This is a genomic window from Enterococcus sp. DIV2453a, assembly GCF_050533535.1.
In the GTDB taxonomy this organism is placed as follows: Bacteria; Bacillota; Bacilli; order Lactobacillales; family Enterococcaceae; genus Enterococcus; species Enterococcus faecalis.
Window position 1 is genome coordinate 2,548,674 of sequence record NZ_CP172899.1, and the last position, 19,064, is coordinate 2,567,737.

Annotated in this window: 17 protein-coding genes; 4 read left to right on the plus strand and 13 right to left on the minus strand. The window is 37.4% G+C overall.

The window, feature by feature from the left end; translation table 11 throughout:
• Window positions 1-98: 98 nt before the first annotated feature.
• The 4 genes from IGK03_RS12345 to IGK03_RS12360 are packed head-to-tail and all read right to left on the minus strand — an operon-like array spanning window position 99 to window position 3,752.
• A complete protein-coding gene (locus IGK03_RS12345) occupies window positions 99-1,052 on the minus strand; it encodes a siderophore ABC transporter substrate-binding protein (protein ID WP_010713727.1) in 954 nt (317 codons plus the stop codon).
• Window positions 1,053-1,090: 38 nt separating this feature from the next.
• Window positions 1,091-1,846, minus strand: coding sequence for an ABC transporter ATP-binding protein (locus tag IGK03_RS12350; RefSeq protein ID WP_002354962.1), 756 nt, complete (start codon window positions 1,844-1,846; stop codon window positions 1,091-1,093).
• Window positions 1,843-2,808 carry an iron chelate uptake ABC transporter family permease subunit gene (locus IGK03_RS12355; protein ID WP_002371665.1) on the minus strand — a complete coding sequence of 322 codons (966 nt, stop codon included), beginning with the start codon at window positions 2,806-2,808 and terminating at the stop codon, window positions 1,843-1,845. The genes IGK03_RS12350 and IGK03_RS12355 overlap by 4 nt, the downstream gene beginning before the upstream one ends.
• Complete coding sequence (locus IGK03_RS12360) at window positions 2,805-3,752, minus strand: ABC transporter permease (RefSeq protein ID WP_002354960.1); 948 nt, start codon at window positions 3,750-3,752, stop codon at window positions 2,805-2,807. The genes IGK03_RS12355 and IGK03_RS12360 overlap by 4 nt, the downstream gene beginning before the upstream one ends.
• Before the next feature lie 184 nt (window positions 3,753-3,936).
• Here IGK03_RS12360 and IGK03_RS12365 point away from each other — a divergent pair, with 184 nt between their 5' ends.
• A complete protein-coding gene (locus IGK03_RS12365) occupies window positions 3,937-4,389 on the plus strand; it encodes a YueI family protein (protein ID WP_010707017.1) in 453 nt (150 codons plus the stop codon).
• 214 nt (window positions 4,390-4,603) lie between these two features.
• Here the strand turns inward: IGK03_RS12365 and IGK03_RS12370 are convergent, their stop codons facing one another.
• The 3 genes from IGK03_RS12370 to gshAB all read right to left on the minus strand — a co-directional run bounded on the left by IGK03_RS12370 (window position 4,604) and on the right by gshAB (window position 7,596).
• Window positions 4,604-4,705: a putative holin-like toxin gene (locus IGK03_RS12370; protein WP_162780856.1), complete on the minus strand. Its 102-nt coding sequence runs from the start codon at window positions 4,703-4,705 to the stop codon at window positions 4,604-4,606.
• 330 nt (window positions 4,706-5,035) lie between these two features.
• Window positions 5,036-5,137 carry a putative holin-like toxin gene (locus IGK03_RS12375; RefSeq protein ID WP_224800345.1) on the minus strand — a complete coding sequence of 34 codons (102 nt, stop codon included), beginning with the start codon at window positions 5,135-5,137 and terminating at the stop codon, window positions 5,036-5,038.
• A 188-nt stretch (window positions 5,138-5,325) separates the two neighbouring features.
• Entirely contained in the window at window positions 5,326-7,596 is a 2,271-nt protein-coding gene (gene gshAB / locus IGK03_RS12380; protein WP_002372833.1) for a bifunctional glutamate--cysteine ligase/glutathione synthetase, read from the minus strand.
• 170 nt (window positions 7,597-7,766) lie between these two features.
• Between gshAB and IGK03_RS12385 the strand changes: the two genes are divergently transcribed.
• Window positions 7,767-8,273 (plus strand): cysteine hydrolase family protein, encoded by a 507-nt coding sequence (locus tag IGK03_RS12385; RefSeq protein ID WP_202334920.1) that lies wholly within the window; start codon window positions 7,767-7,769, stop codon window positions 8,271-8,273.
• Between the two features lie 189 nt (window positions 8,274-8,462).
• Window positions 8,463-9,359 (plus strand): YitT family protein, encoded by an 897-nt coding sequence (locus IGK03_RS12390; RefSeq protein WP_002365354.1) that lies wholly within the window; start codon window positions 8,463-8,465, stop codon window positions 9,357-9,359.
• A 59-nt stretch (window positions 9,360-9,418) separates the two neighbouring features.
• On the opposite strand, the gene IGK03_RS12395 is transcribed toward IGK03_RS12390, so the two are convergent.
• Complete coding sequence (locus tag IGK03_RS12395; RefSeq protein ID WP_002415662.1) at window positions 9,419-10,285, minus strand: helix-turn-helix domain-containing protein; 867 nt, start codon at window positions 10,283-10,285, stop codon at window positions 9,419-9,421.
• A gap of 188 nt (window positions 10,286-10,473) precedes the next feature.
• On the opposite strand from IGK03_RS12395, the gene IGK03_RS12400 reads away from it, so the two are divergent.
• The gene (locus tag IGK03_RS12400) at window positions 10,474-12,030 is read left to right on the plus strand and encodes an ATP-binding cassette domain-containing protein (RefSeq protein ID WP_080487593.1); all 1,557 of its coding nucleotides are present in this window, start codon (window positions 10,474-10,476) and stop codon (window positions 12,028-12,030) included.
• A 108-nt stretch (window positions 12,031-12,138) separates the two neighbouring features.
• On the opposite strand, the gene IGK03_RS12405 is transcribed toward IGK03_RS12400, so the two are convergent.
• From IGK03_RS12405 to smc, 5 genes are all read right to left on the minus strand, one after another.
• On the minus strand, window positions 12,139-12,537 hold the full coding sequence (locus IGK03_RS12405) for a VOC family protein (protein ID WP_002354951.1): 399 nt from the start codon (window positions 12,535-12,537) through the stop codon (window positions 12,139-12,141).
• A 119-nt stretch (window positions 12,538-12,656) separates the two neighbouring features.
• Complete coding sequence (locus IGK03_RS12410) at window positions 12,657-13,142, minus strand: cupin domain-containing protein (RefSeq protein WP_016617386.1); 486 nt, start codon at window positions 13,140-13,142, stop codon at window positions 12,657-12,659.
• A 160-nt stretch (window positions 13,143-13,302) separates the two neighbouring features.
• Window positions 13,303-14,631, minus strand: a complete 1,329-nt coding sequence (gene ftsY / locus IGK03_RS12415) for a signal recognition particle-docking protein FtsY (RefSeq protein WP_075578744.1) — start codon at window positions 14,629-14,631, stop codon at window positions 13,303-13,305.
• 2 nt (window positions 14,632-14,633) lie between these two features.
• Window positions 14,634-15,461 (minus strand): Cof-type HAD-IIB family hydrolase, encoded by an 828-nt coding sequence (locus IGK03_RS12420; RefSeq protein WP_002359053.1) that lies wholly within the window; start codon window positions 15,459-15,461, stop codon window positions 14,634-14,636.
• Window positions 15,462-15,485: 24 nt separating this feature from the next.
• A complete protein-coding gene (gene smc, locus IGK03_RS12425) occupies window positions 15,486-19,064 on the minus strand; it encodes a chromosome segregation protein SMC (protein WP_002354947.1) in 3,579 nt (1,192 codons plus the stop codon).

A 19,064-nucleotide genomic window follows, 5' to 3' on the forward strand; every position in this document is an offset into this window, starting at 1 on the left:
ACATTTTCGAGGCCGTCAACCACATTTTTAATTTAAAACTTTTTTGTTTTTCATTAAAAAAAGAAAAGAGGTTTCAATCCCTCTTTTCTAAAACAATTTTACTCTAATCCTTTTTTAACATCTTCTATCATCAAATGCATTGATTCTAATCCACCACCGCTTAGATACCAAACATCTGGTTGAAGCATAATGACTTTATCATTTTTACCAGCATCGGTTTTTTGAATCAATTCGTTTGCAGCGACGTTATCTTTCGAATCATCTCCACCAATTGCTTTGGTGCGATCTACCACAAAGAGAATCCCAGGATTTTTTTCTAAAACATATTCGTAAGAAACACTTTGCCCATGAGTGGAAGCTTCAATCTTATCGTCTGCTGCTTTGAAGCCAAATGTATCATGAATTAAACCGAAACGAGAGCCTTTTCCGTAAGCGGAAAGTTGTCCTTCGTTAACTAACACAACAAGCGCATTATTCGCGCTAGCTTCTGCTTGTTTTTTCACGTCAGCAATTTCTTTTTCTAAGCCAGTTATTTTTTCTTTAGCTACCTCTTCTTTATCAAAAATAGTGCCTAACGTTTCGATATTTTGTTTCGTTGATGCCCAAGGATTTTTGGCATCTACAGCTAAGTAAATGGTTGGCGCAATGGCTTTTAATTGTTCTTGATAGTCTTGTTGACGACCAGAGATAATAATTAAGTCTGGTTTTAGTTGATTGATTTTTTCTAAATCTGGTTCTTTAATGCCGCCTGCTGATTCAACTTTTTGGTATTTTTTCAAATACGCAGGGATATTTTTGGTTGGCGCACCTACCACGCGGTCACCGACACCTAGTGCGTCCATTGTATCCAAGGAACCATTATCAAAAACAACGACTTTCTGAGGATTTTTGGGAACGGTTAATTGACCATTGGTGTCTTTGACTGTGACTTCCGTTTTAGCTGTTGTTTCTTTTGTTGCAGAATCTGCTGTTTTTTTATTTGTTTGACAAGCACTTAACATCAACAGTCCCATCATTGAAACTGCCATCATTGCTAAAAATTTCTTTTTCATTCTTTTCCTCCAAAAACGTTATTTTTAAATTGCCCGATTTAGTGATAAAGACAAAAGCGTTTTCCTTCAATTTCACAAATCCGGATATTCATTTCATAAAGATCATTTAAAATACTTGTTTGAATAACTTCTTCTGTTGCGCCATGCGCATAGAGCTTTCCGCCTTTCATGGCGACAATTTCATCTGCATAGCTCGCGGCAAAATTAATATCATGTAGAACAATCAGAATCGTTTTTCCTAGTTCATCCACTAAGCGTTTAAGAATCTGCATCATTTGAACCGCATAATTCATGTCGAGGTTATTTAAGGGCTCATCTAATAAAATATAATCGGTATCTTGGGCTAAAATCATGGCAATATACGCCCGTTGTAATTGGCCCCCAGAAAGGGTATCAATGTATTCTTCCGCCATTTCAGTTAAGCCCAATTGTTCCAGTGCTTCTGTTACTTTTTCATGGTCAGCGCTTTTTAAGCGACCTTTGGAATAAGGAAAACGGCCAAAATTGACTAGTTCTCGCACAGTTAATTTAAGTTGTACACCGTTGGCTTGTTTTAAAAGGGCAATTTTTTGTGAAAAAGCCGATTGCTTCCAGGTTTTTACTTCTTGCTTGTCCAGATAAATTTCCCCGGTATCTTTGGGAATTAAGCGACTCATCATGGCTAGCAGCGTGCTTTTCCCAGCGCCATTTGGCCCAATAAAGGCCGTTAATTTGCCTTCAGAAATAGGTAAATCAATGTCTGAAACGACAAATTTATCGCCATATTTTTTTGATACATCACTCATCTGGATCATGTGCGTTGCTTCCTTTCTGCAATAATTTTCCATATAAAATAAACGCCCCCAACAAATTGAATCACGACACTGAGCGGGGTATTCAAATGAAAGACCTGTTCAACCATCAATTGACCGAACACCAGTAAAAAGACTGCTATTAAACTCCCTGCCACAAACAGTTCTCGGTGGCGATAGGTTTTCATGAATTGATAACTCATATTGGCTACGATAAAACCTAAAAATGTAATCGGTCCCACTAATGCTGTTGATAAGCCGACCAGACTACTGATCAAACACAACAACACTAATTGAAACTGATTCACAGCAATCCCCAAATTCTGGGCTTGATGGTTCCCTAAATGTAAAACGTCTAAACGGTAACTTTCCCGCCAAAGTATCCCACAAATCATGAGTACCGCCACACCAACGAAAACGAGATACTGACTATTGACGTTACCAAAACTGGCAAACAACTTTCCTTGGAGTAAGTCGTATTCGTTAGGATCCATAATCACTTGTAAAAACGTACTAATACTACTGAAAAAAGTACCTAAAATCATGCCAATCATCAATAATAAAAATAAATCGGATTGATTTTTGCGTAATAGAAAATACGATAAACTAGTACTTAAAAACACCATTAAAAAGACGTTCATCAAAAACGAGCCAAGACTTACTTGACCTAACGCTTGTGCGCCTCCTAAAAGAAAAAATAACACCGTCTGCACAAAGACATACAAGGAATCCATCCCTAAAATGTTTGGCGTTAGGAAATGATTTTGCGTGACCGTTTGGAAACTAATGGTTGAAAAAGCCGCAGCGATTCCGACAAATATAAAAGCCAATAACTTTTTCCCTCGTAACGCCAAAGCAAAGGACCAATTGCCATAAGTGTTATAAGTTAAATAACAAAGGCTCACAATTACTACGGCAGCTAAAAGCAAAAGTAATGAAAGCCATTTTTTTAAAGGCCGTTTCATTGTTTGCGCCCCCTTAGTAATAATAAAATGAACAAAATGCTCCCTAATGTTCCGACAACCACGCTGACAGGAATTTCATAGGGGGCAATCAATACTCGTGCTAAAATATCACAGATTAACAAGAACAAACTCCCACAAATCCCAGTTAACCACAAGGTATTTTTCATATGATCGCCATAACGTAAAGACACGAGATTGGGAATCACAACTCCTAAAAACGGAATATTCCCCACCATCAATAAAACGATGGCACTTGCTAAAGCAACCAGCGTCAAACCTAAAAACTGAATTCGCTGGTAATGGACGCCAAGACTATTTGCAAATGCTTCACCCATACCAACGACAGTGAAATGATAAGCAAATAAATAAATAACAAACCACAAAGGAATCATTAAGAATAACCATTCATAATTCCCTTTCATAACTGTGGAAAAATTTCCTTGTAACCAAGCAGACATATTTTGAACCAATTGGTATTGATAGGCAAAAAATGTGGCAATTGAGCCTAGAATGTTACCAAACATCACGCCCACCAAAGGGACCATCACTTGATTCTTACTTGGTAATAATCGAATGAGCGCTAAGAATAATAAGGTCCCGCTTAGCGCAAAAATAAAAGCAATTGCCGTTCGATAGAGAAACGGAGCTGTTGGGAAAAATAACATTGCGACTAAAATACCCAACCTTGCACTATCGGTTGTTCCAGCGACACTAGGAGCGACAAATTTATTTTGTGTGAGTTGCTGCATAATCAAGCCAGAAATACTCATCGTACTACCAGCAATGATTAAACTCAACGTGCGGGGAACACGGGTGGTAAATAAAACAAATTGTTGCTGCGCATCTAATTGAAACAACTGAGAAAGTGCAATGTCCTTCACCCCTATCACTAATGACAATAAACTGAAAAGTAATAGTAGAACAAACAAACCAATCTTTTTCATGAGAAAACTCCATTTTTATTTAATTGAGAATGATTCTCATTCTTAATTACAGTGTATGAGAAAACCATCACAAATGCAACCACTTTTTTTCCTTTCTTAAAAACTTCTTCTCAAGCCGACTGACCAACGACTTATCTAAGATATGCTATAATGGAGGGAAACGTTATGAAAGGAGTGTTACTGAATGGCGAATGATGACTTACAACAACGTCTGGATAAAGGAATGTACGGTACGCCCCTCGTCAATCCTGAAGAACAACACAAATATATGGGTACATTTCGTGAACGCTGCCGTCTCTCCATGACCGTCGCTGAAATGAAAGATACACAGAATCAACAACATTTATTAGAAGAATTAGCGAAGCATCCTGAAGTTACAGTACTTTTAAATGGCGAAATCTCTTCTGACCTGCAAAGTACCTATATTAAATTATTAAATCAGCATGGCGCAACCTTTAAGATTGTTAACAATTTTGTGGAGAACAACCCTGACTCTCTCGGCTTACTGTTAGCTGAAAAACATGCAGTCGATGAACCTGTGATTGACGTTACAGAAAAATATCCTCAAGCAACCGAAACGCCAAAAGAAGAGCCAACAGCTAAAAAAGGCTTCTGGCAAAAACTATTTCACTCATAAAAAGCTCAAGAAAAGTTATGAGTCATTGGATTGTTTAAACATAAGTTATGAGCGCTTCCATTTATAATAGAATTGTGCTATTATAAAGATGAAAAAGAGAGGTATGCGGGTACATACCTCTCCTTTATACCAGCGCCAGTTATAAGAACTGGTGGCTTACTGAGTTAAATTTTTGTTACTATTTAACCGTTCGGCCTGTCAAGCTTATGAACGGTTATTTTTTATTGTTTTTCGTTGCTTCAAGGATACCGAAAATCAGTAACGCAACAAGGGTTGCAAAACTAATCATCAATTCCAATGTCGCTTCGATTGACAAAAAAAATGCTCCTTTCGTTAAAGTGCATCGGATACACATAGGCATCACCTGCCTCTCTAACTCAGAGCCACCGTCATACAACTTTCATTGGTAATAGCTTTAGTATAACCTATTGGGTTCACTAAGAAAACGTTTTTATAGGAATTTTCTATAAAATGATATAAGTTATGAGCGCTTCCATTTTAAATAGAATTATGCTATTATGAAAATGAAAAGAGAGATATGCTACTACATACCTCTCCTTTTATACCAACACCAGTTATAAGAACTGGTGGCTTACTGAGTTAAGTTTTGAATCTTAACCGTTCGGCCTACGAAGCGTGTGAACGGTTATTTTTTATTGTTTTTCGTTGCTTCAAGGATACCGAAAATCAGTAACGCAACAAGGGTTGCAAAACTAATCATCAATTCCAATGCCGCTTCGATTGACAAAAAATGCTCCTTTCGTTAAAGTGCATCGGATACACATAGGCATCACCTGCCTCTCTAACTCAGAGCCACCGTCATACAACTTTCATTGGTAATAGTTTTAGTATAACCTATTGGGTTCACCAAGAAAACGTTTTTATAAAGAATACCGCCAAAAAATCTATTATGAATTTTTTGGCGATATTCTTTTTTTATTGAACCACTTCTGGGTATAAAAGTTTTAAAACGTCCATTGTCAAGCGTCTACCCTGTCCAGCGTATGGATACACATGCATGTGCATGGCTGGATTAAAGTTCGCTTCGATAATCCCGTACGTTAAGCTATCACGTGTGCCTTTTACGTCTTTGTCAGGAATGATTAAATCAATGCCACAAATTTTGGCTCCTAAAGCAGCTACGGCCTCAATGGCGATTTGTTTATAACTATCATCAATGACATCGGTCATATCAATCGAATCCCCGCCCGTGCTAACATTAGAATTTTCTCGCAAGTACACGATTTGCTCTTTTTCTGGCACAGAATAGATAGTTAAACCTTGTTCTTTCAACATTAGTTTTTCTAAATCATTTAACTGGATTAATTCTAGTGGTGCACGGTGATTGGTCCCCCGCAATGGATCACTATTTTTAGCGGCCACCAATTCTTCTACAGTGTGTTTGCCATCTCCGGTAACATTGGCTGGCACGCGCAACATGATGGCTTTTACATCATTATCTAACACAAAGAACCGATATTCTGTTCCAGGTAAAAACTCTTCAATTAAAACCGCTGTGTCCTCTTTAAAAGCAATCCGTAACGCTTCCGTAAAGTCTTCCAACGAAGCGCCTTCTTTAAAAATGGTAATTCCTAAACCGTAATTCGTTGATTTTGGTTTCACGACAAACGCTTTATTGGCGTAGCGTAAATGTGCTTCTTGTGCCTCAATAAAAGATGAAAATTCTTCACCGCCAGGCACATGGAACCCTGCTGCAGACAAAATTTTCTTTGTCACGGTTTTGTTTTCCATAATCAATGGTACCACGTAGTTATCTTTGCTAGTCATGTTGGCATTTTTGACGTATTCAATGTGCTCGCCATGTTGCAGTTTCAAAAATTGCTCTTGTTCATCTAAAATTTCGATTTCCAAACCTTTTTGAATCGCATCAAATAAGAAAATTTGTGTGGATAATTCCATCTCACGGAAACCAGCTAATTGATAAGGGCGTTCAAAGGCCATACTTTGATATTGGTTTCCAAAAATATTTCCCAGTTCACTGTTGGAGTTTTCTTGAATAATCGTCCACATTTTGCCAGAAACGGTGTCTTGTGGATTCCGCAGTTGTTGATAATACTTACCGACAACTTCTTTACCTTTACGAATGCCTAGAGCATCTAACATATCAATCATTTCTGAAAAAATCCGATCGCCTTCTGCAATTAACTTAATCGTTTCATGAGGATGACCAAGAGCCACTTGTTCATTAAAAATATCGCCAGTTTTTACCCATTCATCCGCTTCTTCTTTTTCATCTGTCCACAATAAATACAACATAAAATAATGTAAGAAATCCACAGTATCTTCCACAATGCCTAAACGTGAAAAAGGATTTAAGTCTAAATTACGCAACTCGATATAGCGAATACCTGTTTTAGGCAGATCAGACATTTGTTTCCCACCACGTAAGCGCACAGGCGCATAAAATTCTTTTTCTTCAGAAAGTAAACCATTTTCCACCATGCGATGAATATCTTCTAAATAGCGTTCCAATGAGGCATACGATACTTTCACATTGTCATGATTTCTGTAGCCATACGTACTATTCCGAATACTGCGAATAGGTTCTTGCGGTTGGTCGTCATAGACCCTAAAGTAGCCGTCTTCACTAACTGGCGAAGCCCCAAAAAGATACGTAATTAACCAACGATAACGTAAAAAGTTACGGGCAACTTTCATGTACACTTTCGTTTTAAATTGTTTGCAATCTGTCACTTCGGATTGTTCATCATATAATTGCTGAATCAGGGCTTGGTCATATTCAAAATTAAAATGAATTCCGCTGACCATTTGTTTTCGTTTGCCATACTCTTTTGCCAAATAACGACGATATAACACCGCATCATATTGATCTAATTTAGCGATTTTAATCTCTTCATCTTTTGTTGGTAATCGTGGCGGCATACTTAATGGCCACAGCATTTCATCTTCTGGAATCGAACGACGAGCCACATCGTGAATGGCATCTAAAAAACGAAGCATTTCTGTGCCGCTATTTGCTACAGGCGTGATTAGTTCTAATTGTGTTTCACTAAAATCTGTTTGAATATATGGATGATAAGAACGGTTACCAAAAACCGTGGGATGATCAGTTGTCGCTAAAAGCCCTTCTCGTGTACTACGTTGGTTTTCTTTTTCTAAACCAAAACGAGCCATCAATACGTAAGGACGAACATTTTTCTTTTGCATTAATTCTCTATAATTCATCTTGTCGCCTTTCTTTCTACAAACTATCTGTTTCTCTTACTATTATATAGGAAAACGAGTAAATATGCTGTTTTTTTGAACGTTCGCTTGGGAATTTTCGAGACACTTTTAGAGAGCGCCTTTTTCCGTTATACTGAAAACAACTAGTTTATAGAAAGTGGGGATTGCTCATGAAAAATCGTGCATTACTTTTAATTGACTTTCAAAAAGGCATCGAAAGTCCGTCGCAGCAATTGTACCGTCTACCAGCAGTGTTGGAAAAGGTCAATCAGCGTATTGCTGTCTACCGCCAACACCATGCGCCCATTATTTTTGTTCAACATGAAGAAACCGAATTACCTTTTGACTCAGACTCTTGGCAACTTTTTGAAAAACTGGATGCACAACCTACAGATTTTTTCATCCGCAAAACACATGCGAATGCCTTTTACCAAACAAATTTAAATGATTTATTGACGGAACAAGCCATTCAAACGTTAGAAATTGCTGGCGTGCAAACCGAGTTTTGTGTGGACACTACAATTCGGATGGCTCATGGTTTAGGCTATACGTGTTTGATGACACCGAAAACCACTTCCACCTTGGATAATGGACATTTAACCGCGGCACAAATTATCCAGCATCATGAAGCTATTTGGGCTGGCCGCTTTTTGACTTTTTTGCCTTCAATAAATTGAGAGCTTTTCCAAAAAATTGTTTGTTCACTATGTTTTCTTGTCGTATTTCATGTTAGTATAAGGAAAAAGTGTTCAGTTGATTAGTTGAAGATTTAGAGTGTGGGACATAAGTCGATTAGGCTTGTCTCTCATGTTCTGTCTTTTTTTATGTCATCATTCACTAAACTAATAAATAATTGGAGGTATTTTATGAACAAATTTTTTACAGCCCAACGTTTAAAAGACACCGCCTATGTAACAGTTGGTGCATTCATTTTGGCCATTTCAATCAATGCGGTCTTATTGCCAAATAAACTTGTCGCAGGCGGAGCCAATGGCATTAGTATTGTTATTAATTATGTTTTCGGGATTAGTCCCGCCATTGTTCTTTACGCCATCAATATTCCTCTTTTAGTGCTTTGTTTCTTACTTCTTGGGAAAGAGGTCGGTGTCAAAACCATTTACGGCAGTCTTATTTATCCATTTTTTGTAGGAATTACTTCAGGGATGCCTGTTTTAACACATAATATTTTTCTAGCAGCATTATTTGGCGGTATTATTACAGGTGCTGGCCTAGGCTTGGTTTTCCGTGGCAATGCTTCAACTGGTGGGACAGCAATCATTTCACAAATTGTCAATAAATACTTCAAAGTTTCCTTAGGTATTGCTATTTTATTCGTCGATGGTTTAGTCATTTTATCAGCAATGTACGCTTTTAATGCAGATATTGTGTTATTCTCTTTAATTTGTTTATTTACAATTGGTCGTGTCGTTGACATGATTCAAGTTGGTCTGGTTCGCTCGAAGAATGTGATGATTATTTCACCAAAATATGTCGCTATTCAAGAACGCTTATTACGTGAACTAGATAAAGGTGTGACCTTGGTGCCAATCGAAGGCGGTTATCGAAGCGCGAAAGGTATGCTCTTAATGACCGTCATTCGTGAAAAAGATTTTCCCCGCTTAAAAGAAGCCATTCTTGAGATTGATGAAGAAGCCTTTTTGATTTCAATGAGTGCGAGTGAAGTCTACGGAAAAGGATTTAGCTTGAAAAAAGTAGCTGATTCTTATGGCGTTGAAGCAACTAATGCCAATAATTTACAATAGTTTTTTGTAGGAAAAGAGCCGCAAAATCTGTAGAGATTTTGCGGCTCTTAATTTATACTCTATTGTTCAGTCATCTTAAAAAATTCGATTTCTTTATTCAGTTCTTCGATTAATTCGTTTTCATCGGTTAATGTTAAGATTTTCATTCCTCGCTCTATTAGTACGCTATTTTTTTCACAAATTCCCATTCTAACAAAATAAACGCCTAAAAAATCATACCGTTTTAAATCTAGTGCTAGTTGTTTCATTCGAAGCAAAACATTTTCACACTCAGCCATCTTACAATTTTTCAAATAAATGGTTGATAAATTAGTCAATATAGATATTTCAAGATCTTTAATTTTAGCATATGTACTGTATTTCTTTAAAGAATACAATAACTTATCGGATATGGCTTCGATTGTTTCAAGTGGGAAATAAAACAAAATACCATTAAGTAAGCGAATCTCATTATAATACCATACATCCATTTTCTCTAATCTAGTCCAAATTTGACTAATTAGCAGTTTCGATTTGCACACATTGCTACTCATTGATTCTAATTGGAAGGCTAACTGAGCTTTTAATAGCATCTGAATATCTTTGATATAATAATCATCCGTTATTTTTAAAAATTTTTCGCATCGTTTTAGTAAGTCCTTGATATTCACTTTGTCTGTATTATTTATTAAAGAATTGAATTCTTCAATGATACACTCTCTTTCCTGGGGCTGATAAACATTACATATATACTCGAACTCAGAAAAACTCATATTTATTTGTTGTAATAAATACTCCATAGTTTGATAACTGGGCATTATTTTACAATTTTCTAATTTGGATAAGGTTGTTCTGGATAATGCTTCATGACAAATTTTTTTCTGCGAAATACCTTTAGACTCTCTTACCTCCTTATAAACTTTCCCAAAATTCCATTTCACCACCATCACTCCTTTTTATAATACTTGTGACTAAAGTGTACAAACTGATTTTTTCTTAATTTTATTTGTTAACATAATTCTAATCAAAAATTCAGAAAAATACAAATATAGACTGGAGGTGATTAAGTTTACCAATTTTTTTTATAGACAATTTCACACTTTTAGATTATTCATAGAAAGGACATCCCACCTCGATGCTTAAATTTTTATTCAGTAAAAATCGAAAGTTATTCCTTGCTACATTTCTGATGACATTACTTTTCGCTACCTACAAACCGATTTTTTCGCTACTGATTTTATTCGACTCCAATTATATTAAACAAGAACAAACTTTACCTTTTTACATCTTAGTTTGTATCAACTTAGGAATTCTATTTAGTCTTGTTTTAATTAATTTAGGATCACAAATTGTTCAACAACATTTTTTTGCCAGTTCTTTAAAAAAAATGAATAATCAAATGTACCAAGCTTTGATTCGGTTACCGCTGGCTACTTTAATAAAAAAATATCCTACAGAAAAAGTTGTTAAAATAATGACGATTGACAATCCTTTTGTGATAAAAAAATATCTAGGTGCGCTAATTAGTTTGATTTATTTTATTTGTTCATTTTCTCTAGGTTCGCTATTAATTCTGACAATTAATTGGCATATTTGGCTCTATTTATTAGCCTTAACGTTGATTTCTTTTTTTACAACGAAACAGTTTGTCAAAAAAATCGCTATACATCAAAAAAAATTTAATGATTCACAAGCTAATATTGTACAAACATTGCAAGATATTTTTGAAGACTTAGCAGTATTAAAAATTTTTTCTATTGGCAAACGTCTCTTTCCTCGTTTTTCTCAAAAAAACAAAGAAGCTGAAAAACATTTTTTCAAGAATAATTTTTTCCAATCAACGATAACAGTTATTAATGATACTTGTGGGTGGTTTATTCAAATTGGTTTGTTATTAATAGGTATTTTTTTAATTCGCCAGCAAGAATTGACTTTTCCCGAACTATTAGCGATAACACAATCTGTCGAAACAATTACTACTCCTATTTTTTGGCTCTCAACTGTATTAACAGAACTTTATTCTACAAAAGAGATTCGCAAAGTTAATGATGTCTTGCTTTCCACCGAACCTGAACTTCTTCATTCTTCTATAGTTCCCAAAACAATTTTATTTAATAATGTTTTGATTACTTATGAAGAAAAAAATATTGGTCCGATTAATTTAGAATTATATTCAGGAAAAAAGTATATAATCATTGGTAAAAACGGAAGTGGAAAATCATCTTTCCTAAAATTGTTGACACAAGAGATAAATCAGTATCAAGGAAAAATATTATTGAATCAACAACAAGAATTACGCACAGTCGACTTCTCGACAATGATTGGCTATGTTTCCCAAAAAGCCAAGCTTTATGATGGGACAGTCGCAGAAAATATTACTTCTTTCAATAAACCTAATAAAGAGAAGTTACATGAAATTGGTAAAAAAGTTTTTGGTGCCAATTTTGAAATAATTTCCAATCAATCTACTGCCACAATCAGTGGTGGTGAGGCTATGTTAGTTTCCTTGGCTCGGGCGCTATATGAAAATCGTCCATTTTTATTGGTAGATGAACCAACTTCTTCAACAGATAAAGAAAATACTGAAAAAGTTTTATCCCTATTAGCTGAAAGTTCTAAAACAGTCCTTGCTGTTCTTCATCATGTAAACAATGATATTTCTAGTAAATTTGATGAAGTAATTCAAATGTAAAAGAATATACACCATTTTCAAAGTTAGACTTTTTAATCTAAGTTTGAAGAATGGCGTATATTTTTGTTTGATTATAATATTTTTTCTGTAGAGATTTTGCGGCTCTTTTTACATCTTCATCCAGACAGGTTCTAAGCTATTGCCATCCAAATCTTGCACTTCTAAGCCATACATTTGCTCTTCTGGTATTCCCATATCAACTCGGTAGCAGTTGCCTCCGTTAGCTTTGGCGGTTTCACCAAACTGTTTTACGGCTTCGGCACTCTCTAAACTAAAGGAAATTAATGCCCCACTGGTTGTTTGCGCATCAATAATTTGCTTTTCTTGGATAAATTTTCCATAAAAGTCATGGTTCAACAACATAATCCAAAATTGATCATCCCACATCATCGAACTAGCTTCCTCTGTTGAAAATTCCTCGTTCTTTTTGAATCCAAGTTTTTCATAAAATGCTGTAGAACGTTGGACATCCGCTACTGGGAAGTTAACAAAAACCATTGTGCCCATGTGATTCATCCCTTTCTTTTAATCATCTACGACAGCTAAGTGTGCGTTGCGACAAAATCAACAAGCTTGTTTGATTTATACTAGCATATTCATAAAAGAAATGTTACTAAAACGTTTTCTTAAGGTAATTCTCGATAAGCCAAGTGCTGAATGATTTCACTATGTTGTGGATAATCGTTTAACAATTCCGCTTGAGTAAATAACTCGAAGTCTTCAAACTCAAAGCCTGGTGTAACCACACAACTGACTAACGCAAATCCTGTCGCTACTGTAGAGCCAAAGATTGTGCCGGCAGGAACTGAGAACGAAAGCTGTTGTCCTTGAACTAAGTCTTTCCCTAACTGAACAGCTTGATACGTTCCATCAGGAAAAATACAGTGAACGGTTAATGGCTGACCATCGTGAAAAAACCATAATTCATCCGCTTTTAAACGATGAAAATGTGATGGACTTTCTGTGTTTAATAGAAACAAAATCGCTGTATGCAATGCCCGTTCGCCTCGTTTGGTCGGAATCAATTGTTCACTTTTATTGGTTTGTTTAAAATAACCGCCCTCAGGATGCGCTTCTAATCCTAACTTCTCAATCCATATTTGTTCTGTCATCTTCTCCCTCACTCCTTCATTTTTTTCAGAAACGATTTAGGAAGAACTTAGAACATCCGTCTCAATCCTAAAATAAACGGCGGGACAGGAGTAGCTTCTTCATTCTTGAAGCTAAATACTCCTGTCCCACGTTCTTCCCAAACCTGTTTATTTTCTACAACTAAACATCTTTTAATAAGCCTTTAAATAAGCCCATTGCGAAATCGTTGGCATTGAATGGTTCTAAATCGTTAATGCCTTCACCTAGACCAACTAATTTCACTGGCAAGTGTAATTCATTCCGAATAGCAATGACAATACCACCTTTGGCTGTTCCGTCTAGTTTGGTTAAAACTAAGCCAGTGACATCGGTTGTTTCTTTGAACTGTTTGGCTTGTGTCATCGCATTTTGCCCAGTAGTTGCGTCCACGACTAAGAGAACTTCGTGAGGCGCATCTGGAATTTCTCGTTGAATGACTCGTTTAATTTTTTCTAATTCCTTCATTAAGTTGACTTTATTTTGTAAACGACCTGCTGTATCCACTAGCAAAACATCGGCCTGTTCTGCTTTGGCACGTTCCACTGCATCGAAAACGACCGCTGCTGGGTCGCCGCCAGCATTTCCACGTACAACTTCAACGCCAGCCCGTTCGCCCCAAACAACTAATTGGTCGATGGCGCCCGCTCGGAACGTATCGGCAGCGGCCATTAAAACTTTCTTTCCTTCCAACTTGTATTGATGGGCTAATTTACCAATGCTGGTTGTTTTACCAACTCCATTAACACCAACAAATAAAATCACGGTTAAGCCATTTGGCTGTAAGTTAATCGCGTTATTTTCATTAATTCCTGCTTCTTCATACAAATCAACCATTTTTTCAATGATGGTATTTTGAACTTGAGCTGGTTTTTTCACGTTTCGCAGTTTCACTTCTTGTCGTAAGGCTTCTGTAATTTTTAAGGATGTATCAAAGCCTACGTCTGCACCAATTAACGTTTCTTCTAATTCTTCAAAGAAATCTTCATCAACGCTTCGGAAATTAGCAAACAATTCGTTCAACCGTTGACCAAATGTTTTACGCGTTTTTTCCAAGCCTTTTTCATATTTTTCTTGGACTTGCTCTTCTTTTGACTCTTCAATTTCTTCTGAAACCTGCGTGTCTGTTGGTTCTGCCAACGGAGTTACGACACTACTTTCTTCCTCAGGCGCTTCCACAACAACTTCTTGTGTTTTCTCTGTCAAGATTTCTTCTGGCTCTTCTTCTAATGCTTCTTCTACGCCAGCTAATTTTTCCATTTCAGCGTTATCTGTTAAATCGGCTGTTTCTGTGACTTCTTCCGCTGTCGTTTCTGGCGTTGTTTGCGCCTCTTCTGTTGCGGTTTCTTTTGATTCAGCAGGCGCTGATTCATCACTTGGTGTTTCGTCTGCTGTTTCTTCAATTATCTCTTGTTTTTCTTCTTCCTTTTTTTCAGCGGAAAAAGCTTTTTTAATTTTATCAAAAAATCCCATTCTTATTGGCCTCCTTCCAACGGCGTTAAAATATATTTTTCGACCGCTTTGGCAACGCCATCTTGGTCATTCGTGTCTGTAACGACATCTGCGGCTTCTTTAACTAATGGAATCGCATTTGCCATGGCGACACCTAAGCCAGCGTATTCGATCATCGGCAAATCATTTTCTTCGTCCCCTAGGGTCATGATTTCTTCTGCACGGATTCCTAAATCTTTGGCTAACAAGGAAATACCATAGGCTTTCGTAATCCCTTTTGGCATAAATTCTAATAAGTTATTTCGCGTTTTAATAATTTCAAAGCGCTCATAAAAGGAGGCCGGAATTTCCTTGATGCGTTCATTTAAATACGCTTCATCAATCGCAACAACAACTTTGTTATAAATTCGATTCGGGGTTAACTCTTCTAATTTGTAGGACTCAAAGGTTAATAATTTGTTTAAAGAACTATAAATTGAAGGATAATTAGGTGCAGAAGGCAATTGCATCACGACCTCATCGGATAAGACATCAAACGGCATGTTGAGTGTGGTTGCTAATTGGTACAGCTCATGAATCGCTTCCAAGGGCATCAATGTTTTCTCAATAATGGCCCCTGTATCATTTTTTTGAACCAACCCGCCGTTAAAAGTAATGCTATAATCGCCTTCATCTTGTAAACCTAATTCTTCTAAGTAAGGACCAATAGCTGCCAAAGGTCGACCTGTGCAGATAACAACTTTCACGCCTGCTTGTTTCGCAGCCATCAGTGCTTGTTTATTCCGTAAAGAAATCTCTTTTTGGCTATTTAATAATGTTCCATCTAAATCAATAGCAACTAATTTTATCAAACGTTCGCTCCTCCTTGCTTCTGGCTAATTGCTTTTTTCAATTGCGCCACCTTCTTTGACCTCTTCCAAGCGAACTGAAACGATTTTTGAAACCCCAGATTCTTGCATAGTCACGCCATATAAAACATCTGCGGCTTCCATTGTCCCTTTACGATGCGTCACCACAATAAACTGTGTGCCATCTTCAAATTCGCTTAAATAATGACCAAAACGAGCAACGTTGGCTTCATCTAAAGCTGCTTCTACTTCATCTAAAATACAGAACGGAACTGGTCGAACACGAATAATTGAAAAGAGTAACGCAATCGCCGTTAATGCCCGTTCGCCTCCAGACAACAAGCTTAAATGTTGTAATTTTTTCCCTGGTGGTTGCGCCTCAATCTCAATCCCTGTATTCAAGAGATCCTCTGGGTTGGTTAGCACCAGTTCTGCCCGTCCGCCACCAAACATATTAGGAAATACCACTTTGAACTGGCCACGAATTGCTTCAAAGACTTCTTTAAACCGTTCTTTCACTTCTTGGTCCATTTCATCCATGGTTTCAAATAATTGTTCTTTCGCATTTAATAAATCATCACGTTGACTGACTAAAAATTGATGGCGTTCATCGACTTGTTCAAATTGCTCGATGGCACTTAAGTTAACAGGTCCTAACCGCTCAATTTCTTGTTTTAGGCGTTTCACTGTTTGTTGCGCTTGCGCCAAATCATCGATTGGGAAATACGCTTCATAGGCAGCTTCAAAGGTTAAGCTGTATTCTTCCTGTAAGTAACTTAATGAGCTATCTAATTGCATTTCTGCACGATTTTTTAGGACTTCAATTTGTGTTTTATCTGCTAAATACTGTTGTTGGCGTTTGTTTTCTTCCGCTAATTTTGTATCTAACTCGTCTACTTCTTCTTGCAACGCTTGTCGTTGACTACGTGCCGTTTGTAAAGACGTTTGCAACGCTGTTTGTTTCTCCGCTAATTGAGCGACTTGTGCCGCTAAGCCTTCTTCGGTTAACTGGTGATCGCTAGAATGGCTACTTAGTTGTTGTAGCTGTTGACGGATGGCCGTTTCTCGAATCAACAATTCGTCCAATTGTTCTTGTTTGTCTTGCTTTTGACGAGCAAAATGGGCACATTGTTCCGCCGCTACTGCTTGTTCTGCTTGAACTGTCGTCAAGCGTTCTTGCGCTTGGGCTTTAAAGGTTTCCATTTGGCTAGCTTCTTGTTCCACTTGTTTCATTTCAGCATCTAAACGTTCTTTCGTTGCTGTTAAGCTTGCTTGTTGCTCTGTCAATGTGGCTTTTTTCGTTTGATATTCGGTTAAGAATTGATGTAATTCTCGTGATTCATATTCAAACAAGCGTTTTTCTTTTGTTAAACGAGTAATCGTTTCTGTTTGATTGGCTAATTTATTATCAATTTCTTGTTGTTTTAAGCGATTTTGTTCACCAGCAGAGCGCAACATTTCTGCACGTTCCGTGGCTGTTTTCACTTCTTGCGAGAGCGCTTGGACTTCTTGTTCTACACTTCTTAGTTGTGTTTCTAATTGAGTCATTTGTTCAGTAATTGTTTGAAGTTCTTGCGCTTGTGAAAATAGGCTTCCTTGGTTGCCACGTTTATTGGCTCCCCCAGTCATCGAACCGCCAGGATTCATCACATCGCCTTCCAATGAGACAACGCGATATTGGTAATTGACTAATTTTGCTAACTGGTTGGCACTCGTTAAATCTGCCGCTAAAATCGTGACGCCTAAGAGATTTTGAATAACGGTTTGTACTTGTTCTGGATAACGAACTAATTCACTGGCAATCCCCACGAAGCCCGGTGCACCAGCCAAACGATTCTGAACCATCGCCGATACAGAGCGTGGCTTAATGGTGGTCAATGGTAAAAAGGTCGCTCGGCCACTGTGTTGTTGTTTTAAGAAGGTGATGCCTGCTCGACCATCTTTCTCATTTTCCACAACAATATGTTGCGCCGCACCACCTAAGGCCGTTTCAATCGCCAACGTATATTCTTTAGGCACTTCAATTAACTCAGCCACTGCGCCAACAATCCCAGTTAATTGGTTTTTGTGACGCAATACAGCTTTCACGCCTTGATAGAAGCCAGCGTAATTTTCTTGAATTTCTTGCAAACTTTTTTGGCGTGCCTTCGCTTGTTGCACTTGATTCATCGCTTGGTACATATCGTTTTGACGCTGTGCTAATCGTTCACGCTTAGCTTCAAGCGTTGCTTTCAACGCAGTGTATTCTTCCAACTGTTCTTGTAAGCCTTGTTTTGCAACTTTTTGCTCTTTTTCTAGCGTCTCTTTCATTGCGAGAGCTTCAACCATCTGTTCTTCTAGCGCTTCGTGTTTTGCTAGCGATTGTTGATTTTTAGCTGTTTCTTGTTGATATTGTCGTTCTAAATATTTTAAGTCATTGGCTGTATTGGCTTGTTCTTGCATGACTTCCACATACTGACTGCGCAATTCTTCCATTAATTCTTTAGAAGACTTACTATATTTTTCCACATCTTTCGTTGCCAAAACCAATGCTTCTTTTAACGTCTGACGTTGTGCCGTTTTTTCTGCGATTGCTGTTTCCAGCGTCTGCAATTCTTCTCGATAACGAACAATTTTTTCGGCCGTTTCTGCCAATGTCTCTTCGTATTCGCTTGCCGTTTGGGAGGTGTGTTTGGAACGTTCAATTAAAACATTTTTTTGTCCTTCTGCTTGTTTCAACGCTTCTGTCACTTGTAATAATTGTTGTTGTTCCGTTTCAATTTGTTCATCTAAACGATTGCGCTTGCTTCGTAAACGTACCAATTTGCCTTCTAAGTCATGGACTTGCTTACTTGCGCCAGCTAACTTTTCTTCAATGGCTGTTAATTCTTGCGTTTTCGTTTCCCAAATAGCTTTTGCTTCTTGAATTTCGGTCACAGTTAAATTGACATCAATTTCGGTAAGTTCTTCTTTCAAAGCTAAATACTTTTTAGCCGCATCTGCTTGGGCGGCTAGAGGAACTAATTGGTCTTCCAATTCGTAAATGATATCTTGGACACGGCTTAAGTTGTCCTCGGTTTCGAAAAGCTTTTGTTCAGCTTTTTTCTTTCGTTGTTTGTATTTTAAAACGCCCGCTGCTTCTTCAAAAATCCCTCGACGGTCTTCAGGTTTACTATTAAAAATCGCTTCAACTTTCCCTTGCGAAATAATTGAAAAAGATTCTTTGCCTAACCCTGAATCCATAAATAAATCTTGAATATCTTTTAAACGGCACGCTTGTTTATTAATAAAAAAGTCACTTTCGCCCGTTCGTTTTAAACGACGGGTGACACTAATCTCACTATAATCCAATGCTAAATAATGGTCGCTGTTGTCTAACGTCACGGTAACTTCCGCAATATTTAGCGGCTTACGACCTTCCGAACCGGCAAAGATAATGTCGTTCATTTTGCCACCGCGAAGGTTTTTCGCAGATTGTTCACCTAATACCCAGCGAACGGCTTCCGTGATATTACTTTTCCCACTTCCATTCGGACCAACCACTGCTGTCACATCATCTTCAAATTCAATAATGGTTTTATCTGCAAATGATTTAAATCCTGTAATTTCAATTCGTTTTAAATACAC